We start from the raw sequence: 16,818 nt of genomic DNA, 5'->3' as shown, positions 1-16,818 counted from the left end.
ATCAATTTCCCTGAATCATTTATCAAAACTTCTCTCATTACGCAAGGAATGCACACTTGGAGAAACACCCAACGCACTGGCTTCCCTACCTCTGTGCCAAGTTGTGAGAGGGATGCCCTCAGGTGGGTTGCGGGTTTTTTACGGTTCTCATCCGAACCTGATTGACATAAAAATTGCTTAGAAAAATTTATCCATGCTATATTTTGATTCGCTTAGAAAAATTATTTCCTAAAATATGTTGATGTCATCCCAACTTTCCCGACGTTTATTTATTTTGCAGGTACTGCTCTTCACCTCTGCCTGTGCAAGAGAAGAAACAGCAAATCAACTTGAGTTAGTTATTGGTGTAATTAGCTATGGAGAAGGAAAACAAGCAATAGAACGGTTTGCTCGCTTCCGTGAATATTTGGGTAAAAAAGCAAGGGCACTTATTCAATTAGAGCCAGCTTTTAATGAAAAGATAGCAATTGAACGCATTCAGCATCGTAGTTGGTCATTAGTTTTTGCTCCTCCAGGTTTGGCAGCAATTGCAAGTGCTAACTATCAATATTTACCAATTTTTCCTCTCCAAATGGAGGGTAATTCCCGCTCGGTATTTGTTGTACGCAAAGACAGTCCTGTACGACAATTAAAAGATTTACAAGGGAAAACAGTTGCCCTAGGTCAACCAGGTTCCGCCACTGGATATTATTTTCCCCTGTACAATCTTTTTGGTTTAACATTGGCAGAAATCCTATTTGCTCCTACACCAGAAACAGTGCTTGAATGGGTGGCACAAGGAAAGGCTGCTGCTGGTGCTATTTCCCTAGAGGAATTTAATTTGTATAGAACAAAATTAGGTAATGCATTTCGCATATTATTCTTCGACTCTCAAAATGTTCCACCAGGTGCTGTTTTGATTGGACCTGATGTTGAAAGAAATCGTCAAGAAAGGATTCGCGATTATATGAGAGATGCTCCTCCTAATTTGGTTCAAGATGTTAAATATCTACCAAACGCAGAGGCACCTGATTATCAAAATATGATTTCTGTAGTCAAGCGGGTAACATCTATTGCTGCCCGTCTTAATTCCAAACCTGTTCGCTTATTTTGATGAATCAACCTCTCCCTTTTAAGGAAAAAACCTACTAATCAAGCTGAAACATGAATGCGATCGCGTTTCGCCGACCAAAACTAATGTGAAGACCTGATTTTAATTTGTACCAAACACCTGGTATAAGTGGATATTTATTAATGAAAGTGCCGTTAGAACTGTTCAGATCTTGGATATAGTATTCGTTTCCATCGTAACGAATCTGGGCGTGAACCCGTGAGATAACTCCACAATTGGGAAAATCTGAAAGATCCACTTCGGGCTTAATGCGATCGCTGGACTTGCCGATATTAATAACCTGAAAATCTTCCGGTAATTCAATCACCCTGTCAGTTTCCAGATGGAGTAGCTGTGCAATGGGCTTTTGTACGATTGCAGGAGACGCAGGGAATGGCGAAGACGAAATTGATTGTTCATTGCGAACTGGTGGAACCTGTAAGTGTATGGTTTTGGCTGTGAAATCGAATACTTTAGTCGTTAAGAAATAATTGAAGACAGCAAATGAAATCAAAGAAAAAATGGCGCTCGTATAAAAGACTGATTGTATTCCCCAAAACCTAACAGCAATGCTTCCTAAAAAAGGACCAAGTGTCTGCCCCCACGACATAATTGAGGTATTTACCGCCATAAATCCAGCCCGAGATTCTTGTACAGAAAGCCCTGCTAAGAGTGCTTGGGATGATGGAAGGGCGATACCTTGAGCTGCACCGAGTAACAAAAGCGGGATGAATAGCAACCAAAAATTAGGAATAATCGGGAGAATTAGCAAGGCAATTGCAAAGAGAATAAAAGAAAGTTTGATGAGTTTGATTTCCGACAAATTCTGAGTCAAACGTCCCAATTGAGCAGCAAAAACCGCTAGCGCAATTGACATACTCGTCAGGAGGATGCCATTTATCGCCTCTGATGTACGGAACTTGTTTACCGCCAAGAATGGGATAAAGGTTAAACATAAAGTTTGCAGTAAGAACAGAGACATGACCGCGAACAACAGCCCTAGTACGTGACGATTGTTTATGCTGCTCCAGGTACTTTGTAGATAAGATTTTAACTCAAACTTTTCTGCGTTCTGCGGTCGCCTTGGTAATCTTAGTGTCACGAGTACCAAAAACGCAACTGGAATGGCAAGCAACCCTGGTAAAAACGTATATCGCCAGCCAAACCCGCCTAATACTCCACCAATCAGAGGAAAAAGCGCCCCACTCATACCAATCAAACCGGCATTAAGTGCCATCGCAGTACCTAGCGTTCTCCCGCGATAAAGGTCACCGATAACGGTAAGTTGTAGCGGTTCTAAGCTAGCAGCACCAACACCTTGTAAAAGTCGTCCTCCCAAATGTGCCGTGAAATTAGATGTCCAGCCGCTTAACCCAGCACCAAGGGCAAACACTAGCAGCGAAGGAATTAGGACTTGCTTTCTGCCTAAAACGTCAGCTAAAATTCCAAATATCGGAGTAATAATGGCACCAGGCAACTGGAAAATTGTCGCTGTCCATGAAACTTGATCAGTTGTAACTTGGAAAAATTGTTGTATCGTTGGCAGCGCGGGGTTAAAAAGGGTTCCCCCTAAAATTCCCATCAGCGTCACAAAATTGACTATGTAAAAATTCTTATCTTGGAAGATATTAGTTGTACTTTTTGGTTGAGATTGTATTCTTGCGTTATTCATAGGTTTGATTTTTTATTAAACTAATACTCGGCTTTTTAAGTTTGCATAATATGACAAATTTATTGATGGTTAAAATTTCTTAAAATAACGCAGGTTGAGGTCATCAACCTGCATTATTTATGGCATTTAAATTAAGCCAAAGCAGCGCCTAACTGTCTGCCTGTTTGGGGTCCAACTATTCCATCCACAGTTAAGTTATGGTCTTGTTGGAATTTTTTGACGGCGTTTGCGGTAGCTTCACCGAATATGCCGTCAACTCCAACTTGATATCCCAGTTGGGATAAGTCGCGTTGTAAGCGTTCGACATCTGCGCCAGTGGAACCATGTTGTAGCATAGGGGGTTGACTCATGACAGTTTACTCCTTGTTATTGATATTTGTTTATAGTGGTGAACCTTTGAAAGTATGCACGCGAAAGGCTTAACCTTTTTGGGGGATATCCCACTCCACAAATAGGTCTGTAAAACCACGGAATATCATTGTTGGGACATGGGTTAATTCTTGGTTTGGGCGCAGTCGCAGATTTGTCAGCCTTGAAGACAATATTTCCAGAGCGATTCGTGCTTCCCGACGGGCTAAGTTTGAACCAATACAGTGATGAACTCCATGACCAAATGCGAGATGGTTAGCTTGTGCTTGTTTGAAACGTTCTATATCATAGCGATCGCTATCACTGTACTTAGTTTCATCACGGTTAGCGGAAGCATACATCAAAAAGATGCGAGTGCCTTTGGGTAGTTGAACTCCCGCCAGTTCTAGATCTTGGGTGGTTGTGCGACTCATTGCTGGGACAGGAGCATCATACCTGAGTACTTCTTCCAAAGCAGCAGGAATGAGCGATGGGTCATCACAAATAGCTTGCCATAATTGGGGACGCTCCAACAGGTGTTTTAAGGCATTCCCAATCAAATGAGAACTCGTTTTATGTCCGGCTTGTATTAACCCCACTAAAATTCTCACCAACTCTGGCATATTCAGGTCAGAGGTGATTACATTGCTGATCAAATCGTTGCGAGGTGCATTCCGTCGTCCCTCGATTAAACCTGCAACGAAATGCTGCATCGCCACCATGCTGCGAGCACATTGCACCTGCTCTTCTGGCGTCAGCGGCGACGATATCAAAGCATTCATGTCATAACACCACTGCTTGAGTTCTGCCATCCTGTCTAACGGGATACCGTACATAGTGAGGATGGCTTCAAGAGGTAACGGATAAGCAAATTGCGATATGATGTCTGCCTGACCATCATTGACAAAATTGTCTACCAACTTATTAGCAATAGCGCGAATGGAATCTTCCATCGCCTCAAGGCGCTCTGGTGCAAACACTTTCATAAAAGGAGCGCGTAAGCGTTTGTGTTCTTCGCCATCGCTATTAACCAAATCGCGTACCAAGGGAAACCCTTGACGCAGCACTTGGAATACCTCTGGGGTAAATTCAACAATCGGGCTGAGAGTATCCGCCGAAGAAAAGCGTGCTGGGTCTTTCAGTATAGTTAGGATGTCATCATAACGCGTGGCAACATAGCCGTTTAACAATGGACTGTAAAATAACGGCTCCTCAACTCTTGCACGCTTATAAAATGAATAGGGATCTTCAAGTTGTGGGTTGACAAAGGGTTGGTAAGCTTCTCCTAGATGAGGGCAAGTTTTCTTCTCAGGCTCTGTTGAATGCTGTCCAATCATTTTGCTCCTTAATATTGCAATATTGCAAACAATTAAAGTGAAATTAGTATGATGTCACCGCTTCTAGTGGTGGAATTTTGAGTGCCTTATTCCTGACAATCAATGGTGAACGGATTACCTTCTGGATCAAGACCTTCAGCAATTTTTAAACCAGGCGAGGGGGAACGAACAGGGCTGAGTTGAACGCCACGTTCAGTTAGCGTATGGTATGCGGTTTCAAAATCATCAACGTGAAACGCTAGCTTGGGTCTATCCTTACCATGTTGTGTCTCTAAATTACCGTGCAACACTAAGGTGCATTCGCCAGTTGCAAACTCTACCCACTGTTTGTCGTTGCGTCCTTCTATACTTTTGAAGGATTTAACCTCAAGCCCCAACTGGTCGCGGTAAAAGTTTACCTGTTTGTCTATGTCCTTTACATAGACAATAGCTTTTGTCAAACCTTGTATAAGACTCATGTTATTTGCGCCTTGTTTGCAAAAATATTTTGGAGTGGGGAACTAGCATAGATACACATTTGTGTGGAAAAATCAAGACTTAAAAGCAATATTTTTGAATTTTGAATTTTCAATTGTTCCCCCCTCCTTAAATCAAGCGATCGCAGGTTTTCTAAAAGCAACCTGTAGGTGATTAGGACCATGAAACACGATGTTGTTTGCCCACTCAATGTTTTCTTGTGCCAAACGAAGGTCAGGCAAACGGTTGAGCAGGACATTTATGGCAATTTGACCCTCGGCACGGGCTAGCGTCGAACCAAGGCAGTAATGGATACCGCCGCCATAGGCACTGTGTTTGTTATCTTGCCGCTGTATATCCAGAACATCGGGGTTCTTGAATTGGGCGGGATCTCGGTTAGCTGAACCAAGCATGACTCCTACGCTATCCCCACGCCGGATTAACTTGCCGCCGACCTCAACGTCTTCATAAGCCCAGCGTGTCACCATCTGGATTGGGGTGTCGTAGCGGACGAACTCTTCGATTGCCCCAGGGATCAGTTCGGGGTGCGAGCGTAACTTTTTGAGTACTTCTGGATGATACAGTAACGCCAGTGCGCCCTTGGCAATGAGGTTAATTGTAGTCTCGTGTCCTGCGGTCAACAGGTGCGTACAAGTGGCGACGATCTCAAAGTCGCTCAGTTTGTCGCCCTCATCAGCAGCCTTGACTAAAGCCGAGATCAGATCCTCGCGCGGATTGGCACGTCGTTCTGTGATGAGAGGGGTGAAATAATCCACGAATGCTTGGGCAGCCTCGTTTGCACGTTCGTAGACTTCTGGTGGTGGTTTCAAACGGGAGGCGCTGGCATGCTGCATGGCAAGTGCCCATTCACGGAACAACGGCAAATCTTCGGGATCAGCACCGAGCATAATCGCAACTACCTTAGTTGGCAGAGGGAAAGCAAACTCCTCAACCAAGTCCAACTCACCACGGTTCTGGACTTTATCCAACAAATTGTCTGCGATTTCGTAGATGGCTGGACGGATGTTTTCGACAATTTTTGGGGTGAATGCCTTGCTAGCCAGCGATTTTAGTCGTGTGTGATTGGGCGGTTCCCGAAAGACTATCCAGTTACTGACCAAAGACAGGAACGCGTTATATGCCGTTGGTACTGGCGTGGTTTCAACGTCCTCTCGTTCGTTCAAAGTCTCGCGACCAAATCTCCTGTCTTCCATCACCTTCATCACATCGTCATAACGGAAGATGTACCAGGCACCCGGCAACTGAGGATTCGCCGATACTCCCCAATGAACGGGGTCTTCTTCTCTATAGCGACGATAGACTGTGTAGGGGTCTTGGATAACTTCACGTATAAATGGGTTTAATCTTTCAATTGTCGAACTAGTCATTTTTAATCTCCAAGAAAAAGTTTTGAATTAGGGGTTAGAAGTTAGGAAGCACTAGACCTGTTGCATCTCTTTGATTCCATCTGTGTCCATCTGTACGGCAGTTGCTATCTCCTGCGGAGACGCTGCGCGAACAACGGGGGGAACCCCCCTTCGGGTTCACAGTCCCCTACGGCGGGAAACCCGCCTGCAGGGCTGATTCACCGCAACGCACTGCCTCGTCCATCTGTGGTTAATTATTCTTTTTTTTGGAATGAATGCAAGAAGTCTACTCAAAACTCCTAACTCTCTAAAGGCACCAGTTGCAGTGGATTCCGCAGTTCAGACAGCATCTTTGTCATCTGGTCGCGTCCCAAGTTGAAAACTTGCGCTACGGATGGTCTAGACTCCAGACGCCTAACGTAATGTGTCAAATTGGAAAAGTGGTTGTAGTTGTAGACCATACGCAGGTAGGCGAGCGTGGGAGCAGCAGCACAGTCAGCGATCGTAAACTCTTCTCCTCCCAACCAGGTACGAGTTGCCAGTTTTTCATCCAGCAGTTCGAGTGCTGTTTCCAATAACCGCTTTGCTTTGATAACTTCTTTTTTGCCCTGTTCCTCAACAGGACGCTGGGTATCGGCGAATAGCGCCTCCCGTCCACCGTTGATATACACATCAATCGTCCGTTCCAGCATCCGCACCTCTAGGGCTTGTTCTGGGTCAGCAGGAATCAGGCGGGTTGTATTTTGAAAATATTGGTCGAGGTATTCAATGATGATATTTGCCTCAAATAAAACATTACCTTTATCAGTAGCCAGAGTCGGAATTTTGGCAAAATGGTTGATTTCCATATATTCCTCACGAGATTTTGGCTCAAAAAGATTTACCTCGACAGGTGTAAAATCTGCTGACTTCTCGTACATAGCGATCAGGACTCGTTGGGAATAGGATGATGCAGGGGCATAGTAAAGCTTCATAATTCAGTTCTCAGTTATGAGTTGATAGTTTTATCACTACCGGCTGAAAAATGAATATATGCATTTCTTTTTATGCTCCATAACATAAGCTAATGAGCATTCAAGTTGCATAGAGCTAGGGCTGAAGCCCTTACTACAAGCGAATCATCGTGGAAAAATGAATGACGATTAGCTTACTACTTAAAAGCTCCCTCGAACTTGGTCAATCAACGCCTTTGAATCTTCAGGTAGGGTGTCACCTCTCCAAGCAACGTGTCCATCAGGTCGCACCAAGACATAGGCACGCTCGTAAAGCTTGGCAATTTCGGGGTTGTCGATGTGCTGAATCGACAAAGGCACTCCTTTTTCCTGACAAACCTTTGTTAATGTTTCGACTCCCTGCGTTGACTGGAAGCACATTAGCACAAAAGAGCGACCGAACAAATCTAAAGTTGATTTACCAGGTTCCAACCAAGCATGAGGTGCCCGACAGCCAGGGTAGCTACTCTGTTTCCACTCAAAGGGGTCGTCAGTTGGGGCTGTACCATCAGGAATGATACCACCGGACTCATAGCGGAACCCGAAGTGAACCCCAGGTGCATCAAACTCTCGCTTTACGCCACTGCGTTCCATACCAACAGCCATCTCTTTGCGGATTTGTTCACCTTCTGGGGTGTCAGTCATAATGACTGGAGGGATGGCGCGTTTTTGGGTGCGTTGCAAGTTCGCGTTTGCCTGTTGCAGGTTTCGTACTGCAATGGGACGCCGTTCAATTTCATAAGTGTCGAGCAAGTTGGGACCAGCCCAACCTTTGAGAGTGGCAGCAAGTTTCCAGCCCAAGTCAACTGCATCACCTATGCCAGTGTTCATCCCAAAACCGCCAGAGGGAGAAAGTGTATGGGCACTGTCGCCGACGAAGAAGATATTTCCTACTCGGAAATGGTCTGCGACTCGGTGAGTGAGACGCCATGGAACGTTGGAAACAATTTCAAACGGAGTATCAATTGATATGGCGGCGCGGATGGCTTCTTCGGCATCACGCACACTTCCGTCTTCTTTTGGCTTCAAAATCAGGCGATAAAGTGAGTCCCCATCTACTGCGCGCAGCGGTTCCTGAAGAATTGGGTTAACCAAATAATAAACCATTGCATGGTTTTTGCCCATCACACTCGCCAGTTCGGGTGCCTTGAACACAACACTCTGAAACACCTGCGTGGCGTGAAACGTGGGAGCATCAACATCACAAGCCTTACGTACCGTACTGCGGGCACCATCGCAAGCTACCATGTATTGGGCGTGGATGACCTCTGTACTTTCTTTTTCCAGGTTTGTCACCTGCGCGATGACACCCTCAGCAGTTTGCTCAAAGCTATCCAAGCGAGAGAGAAACCGAATTGCTCCATCTGGATATTCTCCCAAGTTATTTAGGAACACCGGGGCGAACCAGTTTTGTGGGCAGACTTGCTCCGGTTCCGGTGTGTAGTTAGGGAGCGATCGCTCGGCATAAGAGGGAAAGTGAACTCGGTATATTTCGTGACCCCCGACAGATGTCACCCAGGCAATATCTAGGGTGTGGTCGGAGGGCCAGCCTGCATTGCGTATCTGCTGGGCAATGCCCCAACGACGGCAAAACTCCATTGAGCGCGGTCCAACTGTACTCACCTTGGGGTCAGTCACCACCCCATCAGTCTCCTCTATAAGGGTACAATCGATACCTTGGTAACGTAGTTCCACCGCCAGCGCTAGACCCACAGGTCCGCCACCGACTATTAGTACATCCGTTTTAATATTGTTATCACTTGTCATTTGTCCTTTGTCCTTTGTCATTTGTCCTTTGATTCAATGGGATAAAGACTGGGGATGATGAGCCAGGTCTTCAAAGAATCTGGCGTAGAAATCAAACATCTCGTAAACGGTGCTGTGGATAACTTGACATTCACGCGCTTGATGTGCCAGCCGCTCAAATCGACGGGCGATCGCTCTCATTGCTAATTCCGGAGTCGGGATATAAATGGGGTTTTCAATCTCAAACGATGGTCCGGCTGTTTTACCGCTTTTGCCTGAAGGCAGACTCATCAGCAATTCTCCTAGCGGACGCATCATTCCCGTCATCACGTCAATACCAGCATTCATCAGCTTTGAGCGTCGCAAACTACCAGTGGGCATCAAGCCGAAGTGTTGCACCATCAACTGCATCATCAGAAAATAAGTTTCGTTGAATATTTCCATAACTGCCCTCGTTTGCGGAACAGTGACAACGTTGGTGCTATAATCTCGGTGCTGTAAGGAGGGATTACGCAAAGCAGGGTAGGAGGGGTTCCACGGTACTTTGCGTCCAGTCTCAGCATCGGTCATGTGTTCTTTAGAAAGTGCCTCCGCTAGACGACGAAATTGCTGATAGTGAGAACGGTCAAATTTAGGTGATTCGGCATGGCATCCCTCTCCTTGCTCGACAATAAGGTCGATGGCAAAAAGTGCGCTGTTGAGATCGTCAACTTGAAACTGGTAATCTGGGTGAACTTTATTAAAGTCATCGCGCAGGAACAAACGATGCTCGCCACCTACTTGACCCTTCTTAACCATGAATAAATCTGGAATATTCTCTAGCCCTTGGCGAATCTGGTGGTACAACTCGCTCAAAGAACCATAACCGTGTAAGTTGTCAATTGAGCGATTCCCACTTCCTGGTTCGTTGCTCAAGTTTTCTTCCAAAAAGTCCGGCATCTCCAAACGCATAAAACGCTGTAGAGAGGCGGCGTTCATTGGTTCTAGGGCAAAGTCTACATCAATGGGGAAACGTGCGTTAAGTTCCTTGAAGTTAGGAACTGCTGGATAAAAAGGTTCCCCAATCGCCATCAATATATTATTAACCATCAAAAAGTGAATCATTTCCTCGCGGGAAATTTCCAGCACCACACCCCGCATGCCGTAACTTCGGACTTCTTTGCCGTCGCCACAAGCTAAATGTAACTGTTCGGGAGTCCACAAACCCCGGCGCACGTATTCCTCACCAGTGACGTAGTTGGGAATAGAGTATCCTGCATAGATGTATTGCAACATCACAGTCACTTCCAACTCCGCCGCTTGTTTGAGGGCGCTTACCAACTCCTCCCGCGTTTGGATGGTGCGTTGCGGGCGTTTTGGTTCTGGAATCGCAGGCGGAACGTACCCAACTCGCTGTAGATTTTGCAGAAACTTCAGCAAAAGCATCGACTTGGCTTGGGACATATCCCGCGTTGGGGGCATATAGTAAGTCTTATATTTGTTGCGTGGATCGGACATTTGCCACATTAACCGTGCGTAAGTCTCGACCTTGCATTGGTCGGCGAGACTAAACACATCGACTTTCATAAACGAGAAACTTAACTCGTAGAAAGCTAGGATCTGTTCGTAGATTAAGTTAAAATCTACCGCTGCATCGGGGATTTCATCCAGGTGCCAATCATCACTCATCACCCGTACAGCAAAAAAGCCAGTACCAGACCAAAAGCCTAGTTTATCATCATTATCGTAAGCAATTAGCGCTTCGTCCAGGTGATTAGCGTCACAAGGTAACTCATCCGGGCGAGCAGATAGCAGCACCCGCGTTGTTCCTGCCCTAGCACCGCGCAGAGTCACCCAAGCACGCCCCTTGTCGTCGGTGGAAATGACACACTCAGGGGCAAACTCTCCCTTGGACTGCCGTTTCCCTGGCTTGAAGTGTACGATTTCCATTTCAGAGTTACGCGGGTAATGGAAAGCCTTATCTGCATTGGCGGGATCACTTTCAAACTCGTAGCGTAGTTGAGGAAAGGCTCTGGGGTTATAGAACTGACGCAGGTAAACCGCTTCAACTGGTGCTGGACGCCCGCGTACGAAAGACCGCACTTCTAACTCCACTGCGTGGTCTTCACCGCTATGTCTATTGGGATGTTCGACAAACAAACAAGCGTCATCTACCTGAAGGTTGATTTCTTCCTCTTGAACGAGAATTCGCCGTTGTCCGTCAGGTGCCGTCCCGATGATGCACAGACCTTGCTGTTCTATTTCCTGAGATAAATTGTCCCACTCTTGGGCTAAAGGAACATCTACAATTCCACTAGTTAATTGATGCGCCTCCTTTTGATATGCTTCCTTGGGTATCCGCGCTATCAGCTCTTGGCTATCAACAGTACGCAATTCCAAATCACCCAAGTCGAGCTTAGAACCAATCGCGTGGGTTGGTCCTGGTCCCGCTTTGGGGGTGCGTCCCACACAAGGTACTGCCGTAACCATATTTAAACTCACGCCTTGCGGGGTGACTTGCACAGTAAGGTTAGAAATTGGTTTAGATTCTGTTTGCGAAAGAGCAGCACGTCGAGGAGTCAGCAACCGTCCGTGAGGATAGGTAGAAAGTTCGTCTTGACACCATAAACCGATCGTTCCGTGCAGTTCCCAGAAACTAGGCAAATCCGGTTGAACTGGCGCAGACATATTACTAATGCCCAATTGCATCACCAGCCCCAAGACATCCTCACGATTCATTGCTTCGCGCAGTAGAGATACAGTTGGTGACTGGGCGGCTTCTTCATACCACAGAAAATCTTGGGCATCTTTGGGGATAGTAAACTGATAAACAGCCGCTCGTTTAAACTCATTGTTGAGGCAGTGTTGAGGCAATTCGCGGATGTGGTTAAAGTCTTGCCAGCGAGCTAACTGCATACCTGTAATCGGGGCAGATAGCATATATGGAACTTCGTGGGAAACGCCTTGGCGTCCGAAGGCGAGTTGACCCAACATAATTGTGCTACTCCAGTTGGAAGCTGGGTCAGATTCAAAGATTCGGGCGCGATTAAAACTTGTTTTGACGTATTCGTTGTAATGACCCCATAAATCAACAGAACGTCCTACCACTGGGTCATTTTGGTCAACTTGTCCAAACTCCCTTTGCGTGCTAACAATTTGTGCTTCGATAGAAAAGTGACCGTTACCGCCAAAGTCCCATCCCATAGCCATACTAAAAGGACCATTTTCATCTAGTTCCCCTTGGGCGTTAAACTTTGGTCCCAAATTGTAGAGGTATTCGTGGTACTCGGACGCTCCACGGTGGTGGTCGAAGGGCTTACCGTTCATGTAGACTGTGTTGCTACTAACATCCACTCCTCCGTTTTTATGTCCTGTTGGGGCGTGGATGCGGGCGAAACCGAGTAAGTGTAGGCGGGGAAAATCTAAGATGCTCATCTTAAAAAATCACTTTTATGACTTTGGACAAAAAGGGAAGTTAGGAAAGAAAAAAGGACTTTGCTGAATTATGATGTACATCTGGTAAGTCGGGAAATTGGGTTAGTCAAGTTGATAGTTATAAGGTCACTAGAAGTGTATAGAGTTCAGTGAATCGAACTTATGCAGTTATAGACAAAAAGGGGAGGTGCGTAGGTGATGCAGAGACCAAAACAGAGGGCAAAGAGGAGAAGAAGTAAAGATTTCCAGTAATTGATTGTATGAGAATGTCATGGGGATGACTCGTTTAGAACTGAGAAGCTGTAAATTCCACACAAGGAGAACCGCAAGTTGTTAAATTTCTCAAATTCTTTTGAAAATTCATAATTTTTTGTTTTTGACAAGATAGTTGAGGTGTCCTCAGCCCTCCAGATGTATTGAGGCGAGTCGAGAAGATTAAGCCGCTTTATAATTCTGTAGATGTTGGTTTGTTCTTTGAGTCTTGCCATTTGCCTTGCTGGTAACGGGGTAGTTGGTTGTCGTTTTTTTTATTGGTTGGTGAGAAACAATATCGTACACAGCCTCAAGTGTAGACTCAATAGAACCCTGAAGCCAAGCGGGGTATTTAGAACAATGTTCGCCAGCAAACAAGAGAGTGTTTTGGGGTTTAGCAGCTTCCAAGTAACTGATAGTATGGTTAGATTCATCAGACATATCATCGCTCCAATGAACAGTGCATCCACCAGCACTCCACTCGTAGTTACCCCAGGCGATCGAAGCCACATCTTTAATCATCCCAGGAGTTTGAATTTCTGGGTGAACTTTGCTCACAACGTTCTTGACGTAACTGTGGCGCTCTTGCTCAGACATCATCCCTAGGCGTTTTGCATCGTCGCCGATGGTATAACTAGCAAGCATCGTACTCCCACATTCGGGGTTGAATTTCACAGAAGGATAGTATGTTTGGCGAACACCATCACCGCTAAAGGATGCACCACCTTTGATACCTTGTTTTTCCCAAAAAGCTTGTTGAGTGTGAAATGCAACCTTGGTTGCTGGACAATATATGGTATTGTGGATAGACTCCAGTTTTCTGTCGTCAAATCCGCTCAACTCCATCTTACGCATTACCGAGAAAGGAATAGTGCATAACACATAGTCGCAACGACGCTTATGGAACTGTCCGTTTTCCAAGTAATCCAATTCTACGTGGTCTTTACGTACGTGCATTCCTACAATTTTTTGGTTGCACTGAATTTTAGCTCTGATTGATGCTACTAAGCGCTGGATGAGTTGGTCCATTCCGCCTTTGAGTTGTAACAAATCGTGACTGGTTTCAACTAAGATGTCGCTAAGGAACATATCCAAGGCTTTGCTGCAACGAGCGCGAAAACTTGGATTATCTTTGATGAATGCTTGTAGGTCGATAGTTTCGCCGTCTTTTCTAAAGTAAGGTTCTAAATCCAGTCTTTCCAATTCATCCATCAAGTGTGATTTGAGGTCAAGTTCTAAACTTTCACGCAAATTACCAGGTGAGATGGTATCGACGATAGTTTTTAGCCATGCAGCAAATAGTTGAGTTTTCTCGCTGTAACGATTGTCTGTAAAGATTTCTTGATAACGTTCTTGGAAGATGCGCGGTGCATCTTTCATCTGGAAAATCTTACCAGAGATGTTCATAAAAGCGTTTTGTTCTTCAAATACTGTGACAAATTTGCAGAGTTTGTCATTCAACCCCATTTCAGATACGTAGTGCAGTGTATGCTGATGTTCACTAGGTATACGCATGGCTCCCAATTCTGCGTAGGGTGCGTCAGGTTCGTTACCAAAACGGTGTGTCCAAACTCGACCACCGATACGTGGGCTACCTTCCATAATATCTACTTCATGACCCATACGTTCTAACTCGTAAGCTGCAACCAAACCGGCAATTCCCGCGCCTAAGATGGTGATGCGCTTACCTTTTTGGAAGTTAGCCAGTTTGCACATATCGAGCATTGTTGTAGTATCCATTTTCCAATTCCTCTTGCAAATGAGTTTGTTGTTTGTTTTGGGTGTTTCAATTGCTTCATTTGTTTGATACAGGAGAGGAATTTTTTTTATGCACTCTTATCTGAACTTACTGATAAATTTAACGCTCACATGAATTCGCCAACATAAATCATCAATTACGCGAACCACTCTTTTTTGTCCAAAGTCCAACTCGTAGTTTTGTTCAAAAATCAAATAGGAGTCCTATATATTATCTCAAGTACGGTTCCGTGGCGCTGCGGGCGCTCTGCATCTAGTCCTAAGTGCTGGCGAAATTCCTGTTCTGCTTCTTCTTCTGAGAGAAACTCACTACAGTAAACATACCCCGTACCAATTTTGCCATAAAGAAGTATGTTCCACACCCAACCAGAACCCAAGGCGGTGGCTGTTGATTCTTTCTTTGAGTAATGTGATTGTCCGAAGGGCACTGCGCTCCGCGCAATCGCTTTGCTCCCAAACAAAAACAAAGCACAGTTTCGCAGAACATATTATATATGGTATTTAATTTTTGTCCAAAGTTCAATCAAAATGTAAACAATTGTAAAAAATGCAGAGGTTTTGCATAAAGTGCCGTGCCTTCATCACGAGAGAGAATTAGAGGTTCACTTCGGCTCTTCTAATAAAGTTTGGAGTCTCAAATAATGAGGAGAGATGAACTTGATTCGTATCTACTACAACTTGCTTCTGTTGCGCAGCGACAGAAGCCGCATTCTCATGAACGGCAAATCGCTTTAACAAAGCTAGTTCATAGCATTGTGCGCTTTGGCAATCTTTGGTATCCATCCAAAAATCAATTTTTCAGCAATGTTCAAGATATTTACAATGAAGCACGTCAGGAACTTTTCCTTTATATTTGTCAAAATATTGACAAGTACGACCCGGAACGCGGTACGGTTTTGGTATGGGTCAATGTTCTTTTGGAACGACGATTTTTTAAAGATACTCTTCGTAAAAACCTAAGTCATCGTTCCGTCACAAAAATGACGATCACTGACCTAGATAATCTTGCCTTACCTGAAGAACCAAAAGACCTGACAGAAATCCTTAAGAAATGTATAGAATCAGACCCAGAAGACATTTTCAAAAATGAGTATGTAGAGAAATGTCCTCAAGCGACGTTTCAAGCATTAGCTATACGAAGAATGTCTGGAAAATCTTGGAAAGAAATTTCAGCAGAATTTGAAATGAAAGTTCCTACAGTTAGCAGCTTCTATTACCGATGTATAAAAAAGCTGTCTTCAAAATTAAAAGAATACTGTGACAATGAGGTAGATTAAGGAATAGGTGAACAAATGAGAGGAAATTTATCAGAATCTTTAACCTTTACGATACCGATAAGCTTAGAAGCGCACGCACTTGCAGAACGTTTCCGAAAGAAATATAGGAATCCTCATAAAGCTAAACAGGTTTATCTCAATACTTTGGCAGTGTTTGCCGTCCAGTTTTATCTGCGTTGTATGGAAATTCAAACTTCTTGGGAAGGAAGTTTTAGTTGCAACCCAGTCATACAAACTCTTATGGATGTTGCTGATTTAGAAGTCATTGGTTTAGGGACGATAGAATGTTGTCCAGTGTTACCAAACCAGAAAGTTATTCATGTTCCACCAGAAGTTTGCTCAGATAGAATTGGCTATGTAGCTGTACAGCTTGACGAATCTCTTGAAGAAGCAACACTACTGGGATTTTTTAAAACAGTTCCCTCAGGCGGTGAGTTACCTCTCAGTCAGTTGGGTTCGCTTGAAGATTTGCTTATACACCTAAACCAATCAACCGAAAAAATTAAACAACCAATTCACTTGAGCCAGTGGTTCATGAACGTTGTTGATATCGGTTGGCAAACTATAGAATCACTTCTGAATCCGCAACAACAAGCAGAACTAGTTTTTAAATTTAGAGGTGCTGAACCCACTTTATCTCTTCACCCAGAAAATTCAAATTGTGGTGTGCAGAAAGGCAAACTGCTGGACTTGGGACGAGATTCAAAAAATCAACCAATTGGTTTAGTGGTAGGATTGATACCAGCTTCTGGAGAAGAAATAAACATCAGCGTCAAAGTGTACCCAACTAGTGGTCAAAATTATTTGCCAGAAGAACTGGAACTTATAGTGTTAGATGAAGCTGGAATTGCCGTGATGCAAGCTACTGCCAGAAACACAAAGAGTATTCAATTAAACTTTAGTAGCGAAATTGGAGAACGTTTTACCGTTAAAGTTGTTTTAGGTGATGTCAGCTTTACAGAAGTTTTTCTTACCTGAATTTCAGAATCAAGAAATACTGGTGCTGGTTGTTATAGTCGGAATTGAAATATTACGGAGCGAACTGAGTGTAAAAGACTTTATCTTACTATTTGTTAGTGTTATTGTGATACTTCAGAATCCCAAGTTTT

13 protein-coding genes are annotated in these 16,818 nt (G+C 44.5%); 3 read left to right on the top strand and 10 right to left on the bottom strand.

Annotated elements, in window-relative coordinates; translation table 11 throughout:
• The first annotated feature begins 241 nt into the window (after positions 1 to 241).
• Positions 242 to 1,093 (top strand): phosphate/phosphite/phosphonate ABC transporter substrate-binding protein, encoded by an 852-nt coding sequence (locus MAS10914_RS0121420; protein ID WP_026082720.1) that lies wholly within the window; start codon positions 242 to 244, stop codon positions 1,091 to 1,093.
• Between the two features lie 34 nt (positions 1,094 to 1,127).
• On the opposite strand, the gene MAS10914_RS0121415 is transcribed toward MAS10914_RS0121420, so the two are convergent.
• The 10 genes from MAS10914_RS0121415 to MAS10914_RS35780 form a co-directional block, all read right to left on the bottom strand.
• Entirely contained in the window at positions 1,128 to 2,762 is a 1,635-nt protein-coding gene (locus MAS10914_RS0121415; RefSeq protein ID WP_017317993.1) for an MFS transporter, read from the bottom strand.
• A gap of 131 nt (positions 2,763 to 2,893) precedes the next feature.
• The gene (locus MAS10914_RS0121410) at positions 2,894 to 3,112 is read right to left on the bottom strand and encodes a peptidoglycan-binding domain-containing protein (RefSeq protein ID WP_017317992.1); all 219 of its coding nucleotides are present in this window, start codon (positions 3,110 to 3,112) and stop codon (positions 2,894 to 2,896) included.
• A 69-nt stretch (positions 3,113 to 3,181) separates the two neighbouring features.
• Positions 3,182 to 4,447, bottom strand: coding sequence for a cytochrome P450 (locus MAS10914_RS0121405; RefSeq protein ID WP_017317991.1), 1,266 nt, complete (start codon positions 4,445 to 4,447; stop codon positions 3,182 to 3,184).
• An 86-nt stretch (positions 4,448 to 4,533) separates the two neighbouring features.
• Positions 4,534 to 4,905 (bottom strand): VOC family protein, encoded by a 372-nt coding sequence (locus MAS10914_RS0121400; protein WP_017317990.1) that lies wholly within the window; start codon positions 4,903 to 4,905, stop codon positions 4,534 to 4,536.
• A gap of 132 nt (positions 4,906 to 5,037) precedes the next feature.
• Entirely contained in the window at positions 5,038 to 6,291 is a 1,254-nt protein-coding gene (locus MAS10914_RS0121395; protein ID WP_017317989.1) for a cytochrome P450, read from the bottom strand.
• Positions 6,292 to 6,569: 278 nt separating this feature from the next.
• Positions 6,570 to 7,244 carry a glutathione S-transferase family protein gene (locus MAS10914_RS0121390; RefSeq protein WP_017317988.1) on the bottom strand — a complete coding sequence of 225 codons (675 nt, stop codon included), beginning with the start codon at positions 7,242 to 7,244 and terminating at the stop codon, positions 6,570 to 6,572.
• A 180-nt stretch (positions 7,245 to 7,424) separates the two neighbouring features.
• Entirely contained in the window at positions 7,425 to 9,029 is a 1,605-nt protein-coding gene (locus MAS10914_RS0121385; RefSeq protein ID WP_026082718.1) for an FAD-dependent monooxygenase, read from the bottom strand.
• Positions 9,030 to 9,062: 33 nt separating this feature from the next.
• Positions 9,063 to 12,422, bottom strand: coding sequence for a ferritin-like domain-containing protein (locus MAS10914_RS0121380; protein WP_017317986.1), 3,360 nt, complete (start codon positions 12,420 to 12,422; stop codon positions 9,063 to 9,065).
• A gap of 435 nt (positions 12,423 to 12,857) precedes the next feature.
• Entirely contained in the window at positions 12,858 to 14,414 is a 1,557-nt protein-coding gene (locus MAS10914_RS0121375; protein ID WP_017317985.1) for a flavin monoamine oxidase family protein, read from the bottom strand.
• 209 nt (positions 14,415 to 14,623) lie between these two features.
• Positions 14,624 to 14,860, bottom strand: a complete 237-nt coding sequence (locus MAS10914_RS35780; protein ID WP_232224207.1) for a tryptophan 7-halogenase — start codon at positions 14,858 to 14,860, stop codon at positions 14,624 to 14,626.
• Between the two features lie 213 nt (positions 14,861 to 15,073).
• Between MAS10914_RS35780 and MAS10914_RS0121365 the strand changes: the two genes are divergently transcribed.
• Both MAS10914_RS0121365 and MAS10914_RS0121360 read left to right on the top strand, forming a co-directional pair.
• Positions 15,074 to 15,709 carry a sigma-70 family RNA polymerase sigma factor gene (locus MAS10914_RS0121365; RefSeq protein ID WP_017317983.1) on the top strand — a complete coding sequence of 212 codons (636 nt, stop codon included), beginning with the start codon at positions 15,074 to 15,076 and terminating at the stop codon, positions 15,707 to 15,709.
• A gap of 15 nt (positions 15,710 to 15,724) precedes the next feature.
• Entirely contained in the window at positions 15,725 to 16,687 is a 963-nt protein-coding gene (locus tag MAS10914_RS0121360) for a DUF1822 family protein (RefSeq protein ID WP_017317982.1), read from the top strand.
• The last annotated feature ends 131 nt before the right edge of the window (positions 16,688 to 16,818 follow it).

Origin of the sequence: Mastigocladopsis repens PCC 10914, from assembly GCF_000315565.1 — a bacterium.
GTDB lineage: Bacteria > Cyanobacteriota > Cyanobacteriia > Cyanobacteriales > Nostocaceae > Mastigocladopsis > Mastigocladopsis repens.
This window is presented reverse-complemented; position numbering and strand designations above follow the sequence as displayed.